This is a genomic window from Chryseobacterium formosum, from assembly GCF_026460885.1.
Taxonomy (GTDB): domain Bacteria; phylum Bacteroidota; class Bacteroidia; order Flavobacteriales; family Weeksellaceae; genus Chryseobacterium; species Chryseobacterium formosus.
Genome location: NZ_JAOVZW010000001.1, coordinates 90,932 through 111,034 on the forward strand (window position 1 = coordinate 90,932; position 20,103 = coordinate 111,034).

General features: G+C 33.2%; 17 protein-coding genes. 10 read left to right on the forward strand and 7 right to left on the reverse strand.

The features are described from left to right. Positions 1-11: 11 nt before the first annotated feature. Positions 12-2,741: a carboxypeptidase-like regulatory domain-containing protein gene (locus OF897_RS00425; RefSeq protein ID WP_267263718.1), complete on the reverse strand. Its 2,730-nt coding sequence runs from the start codon at positions 2,739-2,741 to the stop codon at positions 12-14. Positions 2,742-2,981: 240 nt separating this feature from the next. Between OF897_RS00425 and OF897_RS00430 the strand changes: the two genes are divergently transcribed. From OF897_RS00430 to OF897_RS00450, 5 genes are all read left to right on the forward strand, one after another. Continuing rightward, the gene (locus OF897_RS00430) at positions 2,982-4,181 is read left to right on the forward strand and encodes an endonuclease/exonuclease/phosphatase family protein (RefSeq protein ID WP_267263719.1); all 1,200 of its coding nucleotides are present in this window, start codon (positions 2,982-2,984) and stop codon (positions 4,179-4,181) included. Between the two features lie 48 nt (positions 4,182-4,229). After that, positions 4,230-4,649, forward strand: a complete 420-nt coding sequence (locus OF897_RS00435; RefSeq protein ID WP_267263720.1) for a DUF6146 family protein — start codon at positions 4,230-4,232, stop codon at positions 4,647-4,649. 400 nt (positions 4,650-5,049) lie between these two features. Continuing rightward, the gene (locus tag OF897_RS00440; protein WP_267263721.1) at positions 5,050-5,958 is read left to right on the forward strand and encodes a hypothetical protein; all 909 of its coding nucleotides are present in this window, start codon (positions 5,050-5,052) and stop codon (positions 5,956-5,958) included. Between the two features lie 11 nt (positions 5,959-5,969). Further along, positions 5,970-6,920 carry a hypothetical protein gene (locus OF897_RS00445; RefSeq protein WP_267263722.1) on the forward strand — a complete coding sequence of 317 codons (951 nt, stop codon included), beginning with the start codon at positions 5,970-5,972 and terminating at the stop codon, positions 6,918-6,920. Between the two features lie 3 nt (positions 6,921-6,923). Further along, the gene (locus tag OF897_RS00450) at positions 6,924-8,636 is read left to right on the forward strand and encodes a T9SS type A sorting domain-containing protein (RefSeq protein WP_267263723.1); all 1,713 of its coding nucleotides are present in this window, start codon (positions 6,924-6,926) and stop codon (positions 8,634-8,636) included. 68 nt (positions 8,637-8,704) lie between these two features. Here OF897_RS00450 and OF897_RS00455 read toward each other — a convergent pair whose 3' ends face one another. Then, positions 8,705-9,301 (reverse strand): superoxide dismutase, encoded by a 597-nt coding sequence (locus tag OF897_RS00455; protein WP_267263724.1) that lies wholly within the window; start codon positions 9,299-9,301, stop codon positions 8,705-8,707. A gap of 158 nt (positions 9,302-9,459) precedes the next feature. Here OF897_RS00455 and OF897_RS00460 point away from each other — a divergent pair, with 158 nt between their 5' ends. Beyond that, positions 9,460-10,032 carry a hypothetical protein gene (locus OF897_RS00460; protein ID WP_267263725.1) on the forward strand — a complete coding sequence of 191 codons (573 nt, stop codon included), beginning with the start codon at positions 9,460-9,462 and terminating at the stop codon, positions 10,030-10,032. 55 nt (positions 10,033-10,087) lie between these two features. Here OF897_RS00460 and rho read toward each other — a convergent pair whose 3' ends face one another. Continuing rightward, positions 10,088-11,980 (reverse strand): transcription termination factor Rho, encoded by a 1,893-nt coding sequence (rho, locus tag OF897_RS00465; protein WP_267263726.1) that lies wholly within the window; start codon positions 11,978-11,980, stop codon positions 10,088-10,090. Between the two features lie 144 nt (positions 11,981-12,124). On the opposite strand from rho, the gene OF897_RS00470 reads away from it, so the two are divergent. The 4 genes from OF897_RS00470 to OF897_RS00485 all read left to right on the forward strand — a co-directional run bounded on the left by OF897_RS00470 (position 12,125) and on the right by OF897_RS00485 (position 16,089). Then, on the forward strand, positions 12,125-12,514 hold the full coding sequence (locus OF897_RS00470) for a DUF4293 family protein (RefSeq protein ID WP_267263727.1): 390 nt from the start codon (positions 12,125-12,127) through the stop codon (positions 12,512-12,514). A 391-nt stretch (positions 12,515-12,905) separates the two neighbouring features. Then, positions 12,906-13,829 (forward strand): M28 family peptidase, encoded by a 924-nt coding sequence (locus OF897_RS00475; RefSeq protein WP_267263728.1) that lies wholly within the window; start codon positions 12,906-12,908, stop codon positions 13,827-13,829. 50 nt (positions 13,830-13,879) lie between these two features. Next, positions 13,880-15,718: an ABC transporter ATP-binding protein gene (locus tag OF897_RS00480; RefSeq protein ID WP_267263729.1), complete on the forward strand. Its 1,839-nt coding sequence runs from the start codon at positions 13,880-13,882 to the stop codon at positions 15,716-15,718. A gap of 23 nt (positions 15,719-15,741) precedes the next feature. Then, positions 15,742-16,089, forward strand: coding sequence for a DUF1801 domain-containing protein (locus OF897_RS00485; RefSeq protein ID WP_267263730.1), 348 nt, complete (start codon positions 15,742-15,744; stop codon positions 16,087-16,089). 49 nt (positions 16,090-16,138) lie between these two features. Here the strand turns inward: OF897_RS00485 and OF897_RS00490 are convergent, their stop codons facing one another. The 4 genes from OF897_RS00490 to OF897_RS00505 form a co-directional block, all read right to left on the reverse strand. Further along, positions 16,139-17,467 (reverse strand): peptide-N-glycosidase F-related protein, encoded by a 1,329-nt coding sequence (locus OF897_RS00490; RefSeq protein ID WP_267263731.1) that lies wholly within the window; start codon positions 17,465-17,467, stop codon positions 16,139-16,141. Positions 17,468-17,831: 364 nt separating this feature from the next. Then, on the reverse strand, positions 17,832-18,485 hold the full coding sequence (locus tag OF897_RS00495; protein WP_267263732.1) for a phosphatidylserine decarboxylase family protein: 654 nt from the start codon (positions 18,483-18,485) through the stop codon (positions 17,832-17,834). A 59-nt stretch (positions 18,486-18,544) separates the two neighbouring features. Beyond that, positions 18,545-19,417, reverse strand: a complete 873-nt coding sequence (locus OF897_RS00500; protein WP_267263733.1) for a phosphatidate cytidylyltransferase — start codon at positions 19,415-19,417, stop codon at positions 18,545-18,547. Between the two features lie 23 nt (positions 19,418-19,440). Beyond that, positions 19,441-20,022, reverse strand: a complete 582-nt coding sequence (locus OF897_RS00505; RefSeq protein ID WP_267263734.1) for an LUD domain-containing protein — start codon at positions 20,020-20,022, stop codon at positions 19,441-19,443. Between the last annotated feature and the right edge of the window lie 81 nt (positions 20,023-20,103).

Below are 20,103 nucleotides of genomic sequence, written 5' to 3' on the forward strand. Positions count from 1 at the left end.
TAGTCTCTTTTTTAGAATCTTAAATAAACATTTGTAAAGAACGTGGTTCCTCTGTCATACCAAAGTTTTGGTCCGAAATATGGTGTTTGTCTCTGAGATTCCTCAAGTACACCAGGGAAATTAGCCAATCTACCTTGCTCAAATCCTCCTGTTACATAATTTCTGTTATTCAGAATATTATTTACAGATACGCTGATTCCTAATCTGTAATTACCAAATTTGAAAGATTTTCCTGCATTAGCATTCAACATAAACTGATCATCAAATTTTGTCTGCTTTGTTAATTGCTGAATCAATTCTGGTGTAGCACCTGGATAAGGATCATTTGTCGCAGGGTTTGTGTACATGTAAGCTGTCTTATTTAATGCTGAGAAATCAAGATATTGATCCATTAAATAATTTGCAGATGCACCAACCCACCAATATTTTGGTGAATTGTATTTCAAACCAAAAGAAAATGCTTTTTGAGGAGTTCCTGCTACTTTATAATCTTTAATATTTGCTTTTCCATAACTTCTAAAGTCATTTAAGTCATCAAAAGAATAAACATCAGGACGGTTTGTGTATTTGTATTCACCGATACTTGCAACCCCGGTCGCATTTAATGTAGGTGTAATTTTTACGTCAAAACCAAGTTCAGCACCGATGTATCTTTTATCAACACCTGTCATTGCTTCGTTGATCAAAGTGTTTACAGATCCTGTTTGATCACTTACCGCTGCATAATATCTTGAAATTTCTGTAGAATTACTAATTGTAGTATAGTAACCTGAAATTCTCAATTTTAAAACCTGACTTCTTAAGATATAGCTCAAATCATTTGAATTAATGATCTGATTTTTAACTCCCGGAGTCAAATAATCTACAGCTCTTGGGTTGATATACAATTCATTCAATGTAGGAGCTAAACTAAAGAAAGCACCGTTGTAAACAATGAAGTTTTTACCATTGATTTTGTAAGTAACCTTACCTTTCAAACCTGCATCTAAAGCATCATATATAGAACTCTTTCCTTTAGAATTGTTTTGGAAACTTGCCAAACCGCTTCTGAAGTGACCATCTCTTTGAGATTCAGAATAAGAACTGAAAATAGACGCTACAACGTTAAATTTATTGAAATCTACCTCAGATGATACATTTAAAGAGTAATGATTTTTAGATAACTCATAAGAATACTGAGTTCTGTCTCCTACTCTTACTTGTGTATTTGCATCATCCGTATTGTACTGTACATCATTGTTGAATGCATTTAAATTATAAGCATATTCCGCACCCAATAAATCTTTAACTCTTCTAAAATTATCTGATTTTAGATTCTGATAATTAAAGTTAACATTCAATTTCCAGTTTTCTTTTAATCTTGTATCAAAGTGAGATGCAAAATTGAAAGTTTTATCTTTATTTACATCTTCTACAATACTGTAAACTGCACCTCTCTTACTACCATCCATATTTTGGTTGTTAAGATAGTTTGCCTGATAAAGACTGTTCCAATCGATTTGAGATTGCGATCTGAATTCATCTGCAGTTAAAAGCCCGTAGCTTGGTAATTTTCTGTAATAAGTAGGATTCGGATCAGCTGCATGGAACCAATCTAGTCTACTTCTTGCATCGCTTCCGATTTGGTAAGAAACTGTATTGGTCCAGTTAGAGTTTTTCCCGATTTTTAAATAATCAGTAAGCATGAACATTGGTTCAAATACTTTTCTGATTCTTGAGTTTCTTTTTTCACCGTCTTGCCATCCCCAATACGAGTTGTAATCTTTACCCATGATGTCATAAACTTCTTGAGTATTTGGTGAGTTTGAAGCTCTGTATGTAGGAGAACCGAAACCTGTGAAGTTAATTGAATGTCTTTCACTGAATTTTTTCTCAACTGATGCAAAATATGCATAAGCATCTTGGTAAACTCCATCAATGATTGCCTGATCTCCCCATCTTCTACTTCCAGAAAATGTAAATGCCCAACCACTTTTGCTCATTCCTGAAGAATAAGTTGCCATTGCTCTGTGCAAATAACTTCTGTTTGTAAATGAATACGCTAAAGATGTTTGTTTTCTATAAGAAGAAGCTCTTGTATTATAATAAGCTACACCTCCTAAATTACCAAAAGTATATTCTGATGGCGTAATGTTATCTACATTTTCGAAAGGATATCTTGTTACATCATTTAAACCTCCCCAGTTGCTGAAGTCGATTCTTCCATCATCATTTTTAGACATAGAAACTCCGTTGAATAATACATCTTCAAAACGGTTATCTACCCCTCTTGGTCTAAACCAATAAGCTCCTAATTCAAAAGCAGAAACATTTTGAAATGCATCTCTACCAGAACTCAAAAGTCCTACTGTAGGCTGCATTGCAGAACCTCCGTCTTCTGTATCGTTTGCAGAATCGTCAATCACAACTACTCCGGCGTCTGTTGCCAAACTGTTGTTTAGCATAATAACACCTAAGTCTTTTCTTTTCTCATCGGCAGTTACATCAAATTCTAAAATTTTAGATTCAAAATTTGGTTTTGTAACGGTAATAAGATAATGTCCTGGCTTCAAATCTACAAACTGGAAGTAACCGATTTTATCAGCAGTTACATCATCAACAGATTGTTCAAGATCAACCTCTGCTCTCTCTACAGGCTTACCATCCTGACCTTTAACATACGCAAAAACAGTAGTTTGTGCATAGTAGTAAGATGCAGGCAATAAGGTAAACAAAGAGATTAGGGATAGTTTTTTAATCATAATAAACTTATTTTAAAACACCTTCTTTATTTAAGGGGCAACAAATTTAGGATTATTTTCATTAACTAAAACATTTTTAGCATTTTATTCTATTAATTATTCTTAACAATCATTAATTCTCTCAATAAAACGCCTCATTTATGATTGAAATCAAAATGCATTTCTTAAGATTAATTTAATCTTTAAATGATTTTAAAATTTGTAATTTTACCCCCTCAAAATTTTGAATTATATAATAACATGAAAAAATTCGTATTCATTTTTGCAGTTTTATGCTTTACTTTTAGCTTTTCTCAGCAAAAACAAGTTAAAAGAGCAACAATAGCTTTTCTGAATGTAGAAAACCTTTGGGATACCATTGCTTCTGCAGATTATATTGATGGAACTTTACCTTTTTCCAATCCTAAATTCCACAGAAGTGTACCTATTGATTCTTTAAAGTTTCTAGAAACGACAGAAGATTATAAAGGAGAATGGGTTAACGAACTTTTAGTAGGAAAAAAAGTAATTCGTCACCAGATTTTAGCGACTGACTTTACTGTAAACAGTCCTAAAAGATGGGGAACAAAATATTACAATCAGAAATTAGCAAACGAAGCAAAGGTGATTTCTGAATTGGGAAGACAATATACTAATGACAATCCTACAATTTGTGGTCTTATCGAAGTAGAAAACAGACAGGTTATTGAAGACCTGATTAAGCAACCGGCTTTAGCAAAAAGTAACTACGGAATTGTTCATTATAATTCTTACGATGCAAGAGGAATCGACATTGCTATTATATATCAAAAAAACAGATTCCTTGTACAGAATTCTTACACAAAAGAAATTAAAGTATACAACGAAGACGGAAAAAGACAATACACAAGAGATGTTTTGGTAGCAATCGGTCTTTTGGATGGTGAAAAAATTGCAGTATTTATGAATCACTGGCCTTCAAGAAGTGGTGGTGAAGCAGCTTCTCAACCAAGAAGGAATGCTGCTGCAGCTGTTTTGAAAGCAGAAATGGATAAATTATCAGTTGATTATCCTGGAATTAAATTAATTTCAATGGGAGATTACAATGACGATCCGGTAAGCCCGAGTTTGAAAAAACATTTGGGGGCAGTTGGTGACCCTAGTGAGTTATCAGACAAATCGCCTTACTATAATTTAATGTACAAATTATATAAAAACGGAGTTGCTTCTTTGGCTTATAGAGACGCTCCGAATTTATTTGATCAGATTATTGTTTCTAAGAATTTTTATTCACCGGAAAAACTAACGCCTACTTACACTATTTTCAAGGCAGAAATTTACGCTCCTTCTTATTTAGTCAATAAAGAAGGACAATGGAAAGGTTACCCACTTCGTTCTTGGGACGGCGACAGATTTACCGGAGGTTACAGCGATCACTTCCCTGCTGTTTCGGTTGTTCAGAAAGAATACATCAAAAAATAAAACAAAGGCACTCTATTTGGAGTGCTTTTTTTGTATAAATCATTCATTATGAAAAATTTAATCATCATATTATTTCTAATAATTATTCCTACTAATTCATTTGCACAGAATGCTCCTAAAAAAGAAAAAGAAGACACTGTAATGAAACCTGAGAAAAATGATGACGGCGAATGGGAATTAACAGTAATTGATACGCAGTTTGATTATTTTATGAATGCTGTTGCACGACCAATCAGTCAATATTCTGAATCTTATTTAAAAAGCAGAAATACAATGTTGGTTACAGAATGGAATTCTTATTTTACATTGGGAAGATACCGCAACATTGTAGAGTCATCCATCGATTATGACCCAAGAGAAAATTACGGAATCAAATTTGAGTATAAGTTATATCAGGTTTTCGTTTATGTAAACTGGCAATATAAATTAAAAATGAGTGGACTCGGAGCGAGCGATATATTTAGATAAAATTCACAAATATTTATTTCTTTCTATCAAAATTTTGATTAGTTTTGTTATTCACCAAACATTGAATCAGATTCAATAAAACTAATAACAAAATATCCATGAAAAACCAATTACTTTTTTTAGCAATTCTGCTATTACCTATTTCTATACAATTTCAAAATAGTTCAATTACCTGAGGACTAATACGTACAAAAAGATCAAATGTAATTTTTATTAATTAGAAATTATATAATTTTTTTTGATTTAAAGCTTTAATTTTTATAATGAAAGCCGAATTTATATTGCTTAAATAAAGGACCTCTTCAGGAATAAATCACCTATTATTCAATTACTCTTGATATAAAGAGTGAAATTTCAAAACAAAAACTTGGCATTCTAATTAAATATTCAATTATTAACTATGAAAAAACAAATTTTATTATTGGCAATTATTACCTCAACTGTATTATCTGCACAACTGTATTCTCCAAACGGCGCTCCAATTAGTTCAAATCCTGGTACTGGAAACGTTGGAATTGGCACTTCAAATCCATCATCAAAATTACAAGTTATGGGAGATATAAGTTCTACAGGAGGATCACCATTAAACATCGGATTTAATGTATATGATCAAGCAAACGGAATTGCAAACTATGGAATGTCTTATCTAGGAATATACCCGATAGGAAATGGTGCTTTGGGACCTGGCCTTGGATTATCTGGCTATTACGGATTAAGCTTTTTTACAGGTATTAACGAGAGATTAAGAATAGATGGATCTGGCTTTGTAGGAATAGGAACCATTACACCGCAACACAAACTAGATGTAAAAGGTGATTTTAATGTTGAATCAAATGGCAACACATTCGCTTATCCTGGCGGCGCTGACTTAGTTTTAAAATCTCCAGCAAGAGGAAATAATGGTTCTGGAAGGGCTTTAGTACATGATTTTGGAAATATTTTATCTCTAAATTTTGATAATGATTTCACTGGAGGCACAAAAATAGGAAACACTTTCTTAGTAAAAGGAGACAACGCTTCTCTGCAAGGAAAATTTGAAGCAAAAGAAATAAAAGTAACCCTGACTCCAACTGCCGATTTTGTTTTTGCGGAAGATTATAATCTTCCAAAATTAGAAGTTGTTGAAAAACATATTAAAGATAAAAAACATCTACCTGAAATCGCTTCGGCTAAACAAATGGAAAAAGAAGGAGTAAATGTTGGAGAATTTCAAATTAAGCTTTTGCAAAAAATTGAAGAGCTTACTCTTTATACAATTGAACAAAATAAAAGAATAAAAGAACTAGAATCTAAAATTAATAAAAACTAAAATTTACTACTATGAAAAAACTATCCAGTTTACTATTTTTACTGATCATTCAAAATGTTTTCTCTCAGTTTTTTACAGCTTCAGGAAATCCTGATCAATATGTTCCTGTTGTATTTAGACCTACAACTCCAGATGGAGGAAATAGAACATTTTTTATTTCTCGTCCAAATATACATGAAGATATTATGTGGAGCGCCCATGGTGTTGTCGCTATTACAGGAATTGGAAATGGTTGGGGGTCAAATGGAAACAGTTTAAGTGTAAACAATTTCACCTATGGTACAGAATCTGGAAATGGAACAGCCATAATATCTTTTTTAGGAAGAGTAGTTTGTGCACAGGCCAACAATGATATCGTTGTTTATTTAAGAGGAGGGTTAAAATATTATTATGTAAATGCTACACTTATTTCTGATACAGGTTCGCATCAAGATCAAGCAGGTCAAAACCTAAGTACTGTATCGATAAATGATCCAATGTACAACTTACCAAAAGGTTCATATTTTGGCACATTTGATATCAATGCACAGACCTCAAACTTCGCTTCTATCGAAAATGGCAATGTTGGAATAGGAACATCAAAACCTCAATATAAATTAGAGGTAAATGGAAAATCTTCATTTGAAGATAATATGAGAGTTAATGCAAAACTAGAAGCCAAAGAAATAAAAGTAACCCTTACTCCAACTGCTGATTTTGTTTTTGCGGAAGATTATGACCTTCCAAAATTAGAAGATGTTGAAAAACACATTAAAGAGAAAAAACATTTGCCTGAAATCGCTTCTGCTAAACAAATGGAAAAAGAAGGAGTGAATGTAGGAGAGTTTCAGATTAAGCTTTTACAGAAGATTGAAGAATTGACTCTTTATACGATTGAGCAAAGTAAGCAACTAAAAATTCAAAAAGAAGAAATAGAATTGCTTAAAAAACAAATGAATTCTAACAATCAAAAAAATAGATAATCTATGAAAACAAAGATATATCTTCTGCTACTCCTCATAAGCTTGGGAACAAGTTTCTTTCATGCTCAAGGAGAGAATGACAATTGGTATTTTGGAAAAAAAGCTGCTTTAAATTTTTCAAATATTACGACTCCTATCGCTTTAAACAATAGTCAAATGGAGTCATATGAAGCATGTGGAACAGCAAGTGATGCAAGCGGCAACTTACTGTTTTACTGTAATTCGCAAACCATTTGGAATCGACAACATCAGCCAATGCTTAATGGAACAGGTCTTTTAGGACATCCTTCCGCGCAACAACTTGCAATTGTGAAAAACCCTGCAAATGCAAATCAATATTACGTTTTTATTGCTACCTCCAACAATGGTAATATTAACGCATATAATAAAATTGTATATTCAATTGTTGACATGTCACTGGGTCCATTAGCAAATGGGGTACCACTAGGAGACGTCTTACCAAATTTCAAAAATATACCTGTGACTGACAATATTGGAAATACTTTTGAATCAGAAGCAATCACAATTGTTGGTGGGACCAACGCATATTGGATTCTTATTCCTAACGGAAATAATCTCTACAGTTATAGACTTGATAATACCGGGTTTTCTAATGGTAATCCCATCATCAGTAATCTAAATTTTCCAGTTACATTAGGTGCAACACAACTCTTCAGTATTAAAGCATCTCCAAAACTAAACAGTCAAAATTTTTCAAATTATTTATGCGTATCACATTGGCAAGATAATGCGGGTGTAAGTTCTCCGCAAAGTATTAATAGAGTTGTTTCTTTCGATTCTAATTCTGGATCTATAACCAATGATTATTCCCTTAATGTAAATGCAATTCGAAGTTATCAACCGGAGTTTAATAGCAATGGTTCGGTTTTGTTTTTGGCACATACATCAATATTTGCAATTGATTTACAAAATTCTACTACTAGTAATGTTATTTCTATGCAAATTTTTAATGGTCCACCAGAAAATTGGCAATCTCCTTTTGGCTTTACAACTCTTCAGCGCAATAAACATGGTAATATTTATGTAAATAAAATTACCAATGGATTTTTAGGTATTATAAATAATCCTAATGTTTATAGCCCAAATATGAGCGTAACAATGAACTCTCTGAATTTAGGTAATGGAATTGCACAATATGGTCTTCCTCAGTTAATTCCTCAACTTGAACCTTTTGTGTATTATCCTTGTATTGATGATTTAACATTAACCTCAGAGCCCAACTTAAATTTTAATTATGAAATTGGAACTAAAATAACAACTAAAGAGAAATATATTTTAGGTTCTAGACATAATATTACAATGCAGGCAGGAGAAAGTGTTAATCTTTTACCAGGAACTGACATCCAATACGGAGCTCAATACTACGCTTTTATTGCACCTTGCCGAAAAAAAGAAGCCAAATCAGGACTTACACAAAATAAAAATCAAAGAGGAATGGTTTTAGAATTAGACAAAGAAGAAAGAAAGACTTTAGAAAGACAAATTGATATTTATCCAAATCCTGCATCTACATTCATTAATATAAATTCTGAAAATGAAGAGGTTATTTCGTGGGAATTATTTGACATCTCAGGAAAAAGTATTCTGAAAGCTAGCTCAACTCAAGTAAATGTACAAGGTCTTCCAAAAGCTTCTTATATTTTAAAAATAAATACTAAAAACAAACAAGTAATAAAAAAGGTGATTGTAAAATAAAATAATTCAAGTGATAAAAAAAGGTTCAGAAATTTCTGAACCTTTTTTTATTTACAGTAAGCTAAAGATTATTTGTTGAATAATTCCTCAACTTTATCCCAGTTAACAACATCGAAGAATGCAGATACATAATCAGGTCTTCTGTTTTGGTAGTTTAAATAGTAAGCGTGCTCCCAAACATCTAATCCTAAAACCGGAGTTCCTTTTACATCAGCAACCGGCATTAATGGATTATCTTGGTTTGGAGTAGAAGTTACAGATACAGATCCGTCTTCATTTTTCACTAACCAAGCCCATCCTGAACCAAATCTTGTTTTAGCAGCATCAGAAAAATCATTTTTGAATTTTTCAAGACCACCATAATTTTCGATAGCAGCTTTTACGCTTCCTACAGGTTCTTTGCTTCCTCCCGGAGTTAAAATTTCCCAGAAAAGAGAGTGATTAAAGTGACCTCCACCGTTATTTCTTACCGCTGGTTTTTCAGAACCGTTTTTACAAACATCTTCGATGGACTGTCCTTCAAGATCAGTTCCTTCAATTGCTTTATTTAAGTTATCAACATATGCTTGGTGATGTTTTGAATGGTGGATTTCCATTGTTTTTGCATCAATTGTTGGCTCTAAAGCTTCGTAAGCATATACTAATTTTGGTAATTCAAATGACATAAGTTTATTTTTAATGTTATGACTCAAAGTTAGCCAATATTTAAGCCAATATCAAAAATTGCAGATTATTTTAATAAATCTTTAACATTGACAATAACGAATACCTTTTTAACGGTAGATTTTTATTTATTTTTGTTTTTATGAGGAAAATATATTTTTTGTTAATTATTTCAATTTTAACGAGCTGTAATTCAGGAGAAAAAATCTCTTCTGAGGAATATTTAGTAATCAATAAAGCCATTGGTCATATTTTACAACCTTACGGAACAACTTCTACCAATACCGAAGAACTTAATGAGATTGCGCGAGAATACAATATTGATGTTACCCGAATAAGTCAGGAAGATGCAAAAAAAATTAATGAAGTCATTTCAATGAGGAGAGGATATGAATTTGCCCTTGAAGATACCCTTTCCGAAGCCGACAGTAAAAGTGGAAAATTTATGTATGAAATGAAATTCGACAGCATCATTCCAAGTAAGGAAAAATTGCCAAAAACCGTGATGGATAGTTCCATGCTCAGATTTCCTGAAAATTACACCAGAGTAAAAACAATAAATAATCCTGAAAACTTTTTAGGTAAAATAAAATTAGAGCGAGTTATATTCGATAAGTCGAATGAAAAAGCGATGGTCTTTTTTACTAAATGTAAAAAAATGGAGAATAAAGAATGTATATTCGGTACAATCAGCCTCATTAAAACACACAACGAATGGTTTATTCGCCATTAACAAAGCAAAAAGCAGTCAAATCTGACTGCTTTTTTTATATTTAAAGTAAAAACTTTTATTTATTCATCGACATCAAGAACTCTTCATTGTTCAAAGTTCCTCTGATGTTTTTGTTAACAAATTCCATTGCCTCAATAGGATTCATTTCCGAAAGATATTTTCTGAAAATCCACATTCTTTGTGAGGTAACTTCATCTAACAATAAATCATCTCTTCTCGTACTTGAAGAAACCAAATCGATGGCAGGATAAATTCTTCTGTTGGCAATTTTTCTGTCTAACTGAAGCTCCATGTTTCCGGTACCTTTAAATTCTTCAAAAATAACTTCATCCATTTTAGAACCCGTATCAATTAAAGCCGTTGCAACGATTGTTAAAGAACCACCATTTTCAATTTTTCTCGCAGCTCCGAAGAATCTTTTCGGTTTGTGAAGCGCATTTGCATCAACACCACCAGAAAGTACTTTTCCTGAAGCAGGAGTTACTGTATTGTAAGCTCTTGCCAATCTGGTAATTGAATCTAAAAGAATCACAACATCATGACCACATTCTACCATTCTCTGAGCTTTTGCCAAAACAAGATTTGCCACTTTTACGTGTTTATCTGCAGCTTCGTCAAAAGTTGAAGCAATTACTTCTGCATTCACGCTTCTTTCCATGTCGGTAACTTCTTCCGGACGTTCGTCGATCAAAAGAACCATCATATAAACTTCAGGATGATTAGCTGCAATTGAATTTGCAATATCTTTCAGCAACATTGTTTTACCTGTTTTCGGCTGTGCAACGATCATTGCTCTTTGTCCTTTTCCGATTGGTGCAAAAAGATCAACGATTCTTGTTGCTATTGTAGAATTATCTCCGGAAAGATTAAATTTCTCTTCAGGGAATAATGGCGTCAAATATTCAAAAGCAACACGGTCTTTAATGTAAGCTAAATCTCTACCGTTAACCTCAGTTGGTTTTAATAAAGAAAAATATTTTTCACCTTCTTTTGGAAGTCTTACAATTCCTCTTACAGTATCACCGGTTTTTAAACCAAAATTTCTGATTTGTGCTGTTGAAACGTACACATCATCTGGCGAAGAAATATAAGAGAAATCTGACGAACGTAAAAATCCATAATTATCAGGAAGAATCTCTAAAACCCCTTCAATACTAACCATTCCGTCGAAGCTGAACTCTTTTCTCTGCTCTTGCTGCTCCTCTTGTCTTTCAGAATGCTGCTGTTGCTGTCTATTCTGATTAGGATTTTGGTTTTGATTAGGATTATTTTGATTAGAATTCTGATTTTGGTTATTGTTCTGATTTTGGTTATTGTTCTGATTTCTATTTTGATTTTGAGAATTTCCACCGTTTTGTTGTGGATGGTTTTGACCTTTTTGATTTGGATTTTGAGCCTGACTTTGAGGTCTTCTAGGTCTTTCTTCCTTTGCTTGTGCAGGTGCACTAGATTGAGAATCTGTATTTATAGGAAGTTCTATTGTTCCTTGTGCTTCAATCTCGCTGCTTTTTGCAGGAGGCGAAACTCTTTTTCTTTTTTGTCTGTTTTCTGAAGGAGCAGGTTTTTCTTCAGTCTCGCTTTTTGGAGCTTCAGCTTTTACTTCTTCCACAGGAGTTTCTTCTGTTTTGGCAACTTCCGGCTCTGGTGCAGGTTGAGTTTCTTTTACTTCAGTTTCAACTTTAGGTTTTGCAGTTGTCTTCTTTGGAGCTGCTTTCTTTGGAGCTGGCTTTACCACTTTCTCAGCTGGTTTTTCTTCCGCACTTGCGGTTGGAGCTTCTGTGGTATTGAAATAATCTTTTGTAACTTTAGGGTTGGAAGCCTGAAAATCTAAAATAGCGAAAATTTTATCATTATCATTGCTGGTTCTTGCAACCTTAACGCCCAAATCTTTTAGGATTTTAGCCAATTCCGTTACGGATTTTGACCTTAACGTTTCTATGTTAAACATATTTATGTGAAAATGTAATTAGTTGTGAGTAAGAAAAGTAAGTCGGGTGACTTTTGTTTTCAAGTACATTGTATGTTGCAAATCTACACTTATTTTTGAATTGTGCAAAATTTATGTTATTTTTGCTTCTGAATTTGAAATTCTATGTTACAGAGAATACAAACAATATGGATTTTGCTGTCGGTTTTAGCAGCAGCTTTCCTATTTATTACCGGACATGACGTCGATGTTTTCGGAACTTTCCCGATTATTGATGTTGCTTCTATCGTTTTAGTTATAATAGGAGCATTAAGTTTGTTTAGTTTTAAAAACAGAAAAAGACAAATCTTGCTGAATAATATCAGCATTATTATAAACGCTTTGTTGATTGGTGTATTGGTGTATTGGGTACAAAAATTATCCGGAGGAATAGATTTTCCTGAGAAGGGTATTGAGCCAGTTTTCCCATTAATTGCGGTAATCTGTTTGTTTTTGGCAAACGTATTTATCAAAAAAGATGAGAGGCTCGTAAAATCTGTAGACAGACTTCGATAACCTTACAACGATTTTTTGAGTGAGAACGGCTTCCTTTTTGGGAGCTGTTTTTTTATTTCCCGCAGATCTCACAGATTTACACAGATGATTAAAAATAAATCAGTCACAATTATTTTCCTTGTGTTACTTATTTAAACGAAGTGCCTTTGTTTATCTTAAAAATAATTTTTCTTTCAAAAAGACTTTTTTTAGCATTGCGATAATTAAACGCAAAGCAAGACTGAGAAAATTAATTAATGTTATGAAAATAAGATAGACAAGGGCTTTTCACTTATTTCCGAAATACAAAATTTACAAAAAATTATTAATTTATTTAGACATCTGCAACATTTCATTTAAATCTGCGACTATTCAATTAATATTAAATCAAAGAAATAATACATCCTAAATTATGAAAAAACTAATCTATCTTTCCCTATCATTTTTCGCAACTTATGCTTTTGCACAGGACGTTTCTGAAGAGAGAGTAAAAACTGTTATCTCAACTTTAGCTTCAGACGAAATGAAAGGCAGAGAAATTGGCACTCCAGAAAATGACAAGGCCGCAGAATATATCGCAAAACTTTTCAAGGAAAACAATCTGGAATACTGTACAGGAAAGTCTTACTTAGTTCCATTTGATTATCAAGGAAAAACAGCTTATAATGTTTGTGGAATTAAAAAAGGAAAATCAGAGAAAATATTAGGGTTTTCAGGACACTTTGACCATATTGGTAGTAATGATAAACCGGGAGACAATATTTATAACGGAGCAGATGACGACGCAAGCGGAATTACAACTCTGGTAGGAATTGCCGATTATTTTAAAAATAAAAAACCTGAATTCTCAATGGTTTTTATGGCATTTAATGGCGAAGAAAAAGGAATGTTGGGTTCGATTGCTATTTCTGAGGATAAAAAATTAGATCACATCTACAATAATCTATCTGCTTTATTCAATTTTGAAATGGTTGCTACAGAATCAGAATTTGGGAAAAATACAGTCTTTATTACAGGTGACGAGTTTTCCGATCTTGATGAGCTGTTTAACCAAAATGCAGTTAACAGTTTAAAAATTCATCCTGATCCTTATGCAAAACAGCAGTTGTTTTACAGATCAGATAATGTGAGTTTTGTGAAAAAGAAAATCATTGCTCATTCTATTTCTACTGCAGACATGAGTAAAATCAAGCATTATCATCAGGCAAACGATGACATGAGCATTGTAAATTCTGAAAATATGACGCAGATTATCAATAATTTTGCGAAGACTTTGGAGAAATTAAGCCCAAAAAACTTTAATCCTAAGTATAATGATAAAGTAAAATTCAATTAAGAACGTCTTATCATTATATTTTAATTAATTTTGCTATCCAATTTTATTGAATGAACGAATATAAAAAAATACTAAAATTCGCAAGACCACACCAGAAATACATCTATGGAAGTTTATTCTTCAATTTAATGTATTCACTATTTCAAATTGCCTCATTAGGAACAATTTTGCCGGTTTTGGGAATGCTTTTTGGCACCATTAAACGTGAACAGTTCGTATCTGCTCCAGTATATTCCGGAGATCTTGTAGATTTATTTTCTTATTTGAAGAAATATTCCAATTACTATATTCAGACTTTGGTTGATGATTATGGTACTTTGAATGTTTTGGCCTGGCTTTGCGTAATTACTGCATTCATGTTTTTATTGAGAAACCTTTTTAGATATTTAGGTTCTTATTTATTGATCAACTATCGTGTAGGAGTTACTAAAGACCTTCGTGGTGCCATGTATCGTAAAGTTTTGGCCTTGCCTGTTTCTTTTTTTACAGAAAGCCGAAAAGGAGATATGATGTCTCGTATGTCAAATGACGTAGGCGAAGTAGAAGGAAATATACTTGGGAGTTTGGTAGATTTAATCAACGCTCCGTTTATGTTAATCAGTACGCTAATCAGTCTTTTCTGGTTGAGTTCTGAATTAACGCTTTTCTCTCTTTTGGTTTTACCGGTAATGGGAACAATGATTGCTTTAATCGGGAAAAGTCTTAAAAAAGATTCTCACGAAGCTCAAAACGAAATGGGAACGATCTTCTCTATTGTTGATGAAACCTTGAAATCATCTAAAGTTATCAAGATTTTCAGCGCTGAGAAAATAATGGACAACCGCTTTATGGGTTCCATGCAAAAATGGATCAACAGTTCTATCCGATTAGGCAGAAAAAAAGAACTTGCTTCGCCAATAAGCGAATTTTTAGGATCTGTTACCTTTTTAATCATCGCTTGGTATGGTGGAAAACAAATTATTGTAGACCAAAGTATTGCTCCTGAAGATTTTCTTGTATTTTTAGGAATGTTCTTCCAGATTTTACCTCCGGTAAAAAGTTTGTCATCTTCTATCTCTAATGTTCAGAAAGGAGAAGCTTCTCTACACAGAGTTTTAGAAATTCTTGATGCTGATGTGAAAATTGAGGAAGTTGCAGAACCTGTTTCAATTTCTACTTTAGAGAATCATATTGAATTTAAAGACATTGGTTTTTATTACGATAAATCTAATTTAATTCTAAAAAACTTCAGCCTTACCATTCCAAAAGGCAAAACGGTTGCCTTAGTCGGACAAAGTGGAAGCGGAAAGACGACAATCGCCAATTTATTAGCAAGATTTTACGATGTTTCTGAAGGTCAGATTTTAATTGACGATACTGACATTAAACATTTAAAAATCAGTGAATACAGAAAACTTTTAGGAATGGTTACTCAGGAATCTGTATTGTTTAACGACACCGTTTACAACAATATTTTGATGGGTAAACCAGAAGCAACAAGAGATGAAGTAATTGCAGCAGCAAAAATTGCCAACGCAGATTTATTTATTTCACAGCTTCCGAATGGTTACGACACCAACATTGGAGATGACGGAGGAAAACTTTCAGGCGGACAAAAACAGAGAGTTTCCATTGCAAGAGCAGTTCTGAAAAACCCACCGATTATGATTTTGGATGAAGCAACTTCTGCTTTGGATACAGAATCTGAGAAATTTGTACAAGACGCCCTTGAAAAAATGATGGAAAACCGTACTTCTTTAGTGATTGCACACAGACTTTCAACCATTCAAAAAGCAGACTGGATTGTGGTAATGGAGAAAGGCGACATTGTAGAACAAGGAAGCCACCAAGATTTAATGGCAAAAAGAGGCACATATCACAAGTTGGTAGAGCTTCAGAACTTTGACTAAAAATATTTTAAATCTAATTTAAAATGAATCCCATACAAGAGTACTTCTACAGAATCGATGAGCCTGAAAGAAGTACTCTTTTGTTTTTAAGAAAGAAAATCTTAGAATCTGATACCGAAAACATTACAGAAACTTTAAGCTTTGGACTTCCATTTTTTAAGTTTAAAAAGAAAATGCTGTGTTACCTTTATTACAGCAAAAAACATAAGAAACACTACATTAGTTTTTATCACGGTGACCGATTAGATCATCCTTTACTCATCAGTGAAGGCAGAAAGAAGTTCAAAATCCTTTTAATTGATGAAAATGAGGATTTGCCTGTTGAATTAATTTTAAGCCTGATAACCGAGGTAAAACAGTACATCAAATAAAAAAGAGAAACCAATTGGCTTCTCTTTTCTGTTATAATGAATGTTGAAATTACTTTTTAATAATCTTGTGCTTAAACTGAGTTCCGCCTTCAAGTGTAATATCCAGCAAATAATTTCCTGATGGATAAGCAGAGAAATCAATTTTTGAATCTTTCGTTTCATTCAATCTTCTTCCGTCAAGCGAATAAATAATTACATTTCTTACTTTTTTATCTGATTTAATATTCACAAAATCCGCTGTAGGATTTGGATATACTGAAACATCTACTGTAGAAACATCTTTCACAGACAACAACTGATTGTTACTCTGCATATAAATAGAAAGCACTATTCTTCCATCTTGCCCGTTGAAAACAGCAGCAGGAACCTCATATTTCAAAGTATGACTTCCACCCGAAAGGGTAAGTGCAGTAAAGCTTCGGATAGGCACCGAATCTCCCGGACACCAGTTGTTCCAACCCATCCACCAAATAGAATTTTGCGGACTGGGTCCATATATTCCGTTCCCTTGTGTGTTGTACATTCTGTAAGGTTCACAAGATTTACCTCCCGGAGTAAAAGTTAAAACCTGATTATTATCTAAAGAAACAAAATTCTGTCTTCTTACATATTCTTCACCTCCAGAATTGGCGCCGTGTGGTGTAGAAATAATGAAAAATTTAGCATTACCTGTACTTTGGTTTAAATTAAAATTCACCAGTCTTACAGTTTGCCCAGGTGAATCTGTATTGTTATAATTATTCAGTTCATTTGAATCTAATAATGGAAGCAAATTATTGTAAGAAGTTGTAATTGCAGGATCATTTGAGGTAACAAAATCAAGCGTTCCGGCAAATACATCATTTCTTCCCGAGCAACCTGCGACTTGCGTATTTGCAGCATAAGGAACTCCGAAAACATCAAGCTCTACATACATATCGTAGGTATTTCTTAAAGCCGTATTACTGAAAACAGAATACAAATTATCTACTTCATAACTATAAGGAACAGAAGTCGGAGAAATGTTCTTATTCATGAATGGTGTAATATACCTTCCGATTTCAATTCTTTTCACTCCTGTATCACTTAATGTATAAGTCGGTTGGTTTTTCGGAACTAAAGCAAGGTGTACTCCACCAATTCTATCGTAATTGTCACAAAGTGCACCGATAGAAACATTCATTGTAATTTTATTTTGGAAAGAATTCAGCTCTGCATCAGTCAGTTTCTTAGCATATCTGTAATTGGCAAGTCTAATGGTATTCGCAGGAACAGGATTGGAAACATTCGATGCGTATCCGTCATAAAAGACGATTTGAGAAAATACATTGATGTTGGTTTGAGCATACATTTTAAATAGTCCAGTAAAGACCATTAAAGGAAGTAGAATTTTTTTCATTTAAAAAATTAGATTTTAGATTTCACATCAAATCTACAAATTAAAATCACAATTATCACACATAAAGTATTAAATGAGTATCAAAATAACAACAAATCATAAATATCAATAAATTTAATTAAATCTATCCAGCTAAAAAACCATCTTGCTATCCTCTTTTTAATATTAAATAAAATACTTTTTACAACCATTATTATAAAACCTATGCATCATTTACATAAAACATAAGCAAAAGTTATTCAACTCTTGCGCAGAAGTTCACCAACTCTTGCGCATCACCAATTATCAGTTTAAAAAGAAATTATTAAACACAAAAAAGACTGCTTCTTTTGAAACAGTCTCAGATATTATTTTTAATGAAATATTAATCTCTCATTTTGGCGATTACATCGATTCCGCCTTTTGTTTTATCTCCGATTTTACAAACGATTTCGGTGTCTAGAGGAAGGAAGATATCCATTCTTGAACCAAATTTAATAAAACCGAATTCATGTCCTGCTTTCGCAGCATCACCTTCATTACAGTAGAAAACAATTCTTCTCGCTACATATCCTGCAATCTGTCTGAAAACCACTTTATGGTTGGTTAAACTTTCTACAGCAACCGTTGTTCTTTCGTTTTCAGTAGAAGATTTTTCGTGCCACGCAACCAAATATTTTCCAGGATGGTATTTCTTATAAATTACATTTCCAGAAACCGGATATCTACAAATGTGAACATTCAAAGGAGACATAAAGATAGAAACCTGAATGGCTTTTCCTTTGATAAATTCGTCTTCTTCTACTTCTTTTATCATGACAACCTTTCCGTCTACCGGAGCGATTACATTTTCCACATGATCTAAAACATCACGATTCGGAACTCTAAAGAACCAAAATACCAAACCGTAAATTACCAATAACGGGATAATGATCAGTAAAGACCACATTTCAAAGAAATAGATAGACGCCGCTGCAACCAGGGCAAAAAGTATCGTTGCGACCGTAATCGTTCCTTTCGATTCTTTATGTAATTTCATAACAGGATATTAAATGTTTTTGTTGCGTTGAAACATACCTTCACAACTCTTTTATAGGTTTAAATAAATTTTGATAAAATAAAGTACAAATATACAACAGGAACGCAAATTAAAAAACTATCAAGCCTGTCTAATACTCCACCGTGCCCTGGAATAATGTTTCCACTGTCTTTCACTCCGAAATTTCGTTTCAATTGGCTTTCAACCAAATCTCCCAAAGGTGCAAATGCAGCAATCAGAAAACCTACCACCATCCAGTTTCCACGAAGCTGCGGTTGGTATTGTTCTACAAAATAAGAAAGCACTAATGTTAAAACAACTCCGCCAATATAACCTTCCCAAGTTTTTTTAGGTGAAATTGTAGGTGCCATTTTATGTTTCCCAAAGAACTTTCCAACCAAATAAGCAAAAGTATCACTGCTCCAAATCAGGATGAATAAGAATATGACTTCCAGTGAAAAGGTATTGTCGATAGAAGAAAATTTAGGCAAACCTAAAGCAAATGAAAACGGTAAAGCCACGTAGATTACTGTGAAAATAAGCTTTCCACTATCAATGTATAATTCGTTTGAGAATTTAAATAAAGTAACGACGGCGATCACTGTAAGAGAAAGCGCCAATATTTCCCATAATCTGAAGTCGAAATAAAACCCATGCTGAAAATATCTTTTTGAAAAGAGATAAAACACGAAAATAACTAAAGGAAAAACAATCCATTTTTCATAACCGTTCCCAAACTTCATAATCTTCATACATTCCCAGGTTCCGACCAATAGTAGCAACGTGATTAAACCGTAATAAAGATATTGCTGCTGAACAAGTCCCGGAGAAACCGAGTCTAGCAATTGTGCACCAAAAGGTGTCGCACAAAGGAATATAACGGCTACATAAACCAGCCCTGAAATTGTTCTCTGAATAAGATTTTTGTCCAAAATTTAAAATTTAGAAAGCGAGGCTAATCTTCTATTAAAAGTAAGAAAAGCTTCGTATTATTGTTTGTAGCAGGATCCAGCTTTGAGTGGTTTCCGCTGATTGAAGTAAGGTTTTTAATGTTTCCGGTACGTTTGATTTTACCCATTGCATCGTTCAGATTATTCACAATCTGAGAAACATTTGCCATAATGATAATTTTACCCGGAAGTCTAGAAGAATGATAATGCAGAATATTATTGTGCGAAAGCATGATTCTGCCATCGTACGCAATAAGATATTCGCAAGTGATAAAAGCTGCATCATTATGCGATTCTAACTGAGCGCTGTGATTGACTTTAACAACATTTAAAAATCCCTCAAGATCTTTGTCACAACAAAACACAGAACTAATACCCTCGATTTTTAAAATCTGATTTAAGGTCTGCAGCGCCTCTGCTTCGTCTGCACAGTAGTTGAAAAAGCCTCCTGAATGCGTAAATAATTGCGCAAACTTATAATCGAGATCTGCATTTTTCAGCGAATCTCCAAGCTTCTCCAGACTTTGCTTCTCATCATCTTCAGGCTGGTTGGTAAGTTTGCTTACAATTCTTTTAAATAAACTCAACTTAGTATATTTTTAGTCAACTTAATACAAAAATAGAAAATATAATTATAATTAATCTAAAAATATAGTTTTAAATAACAA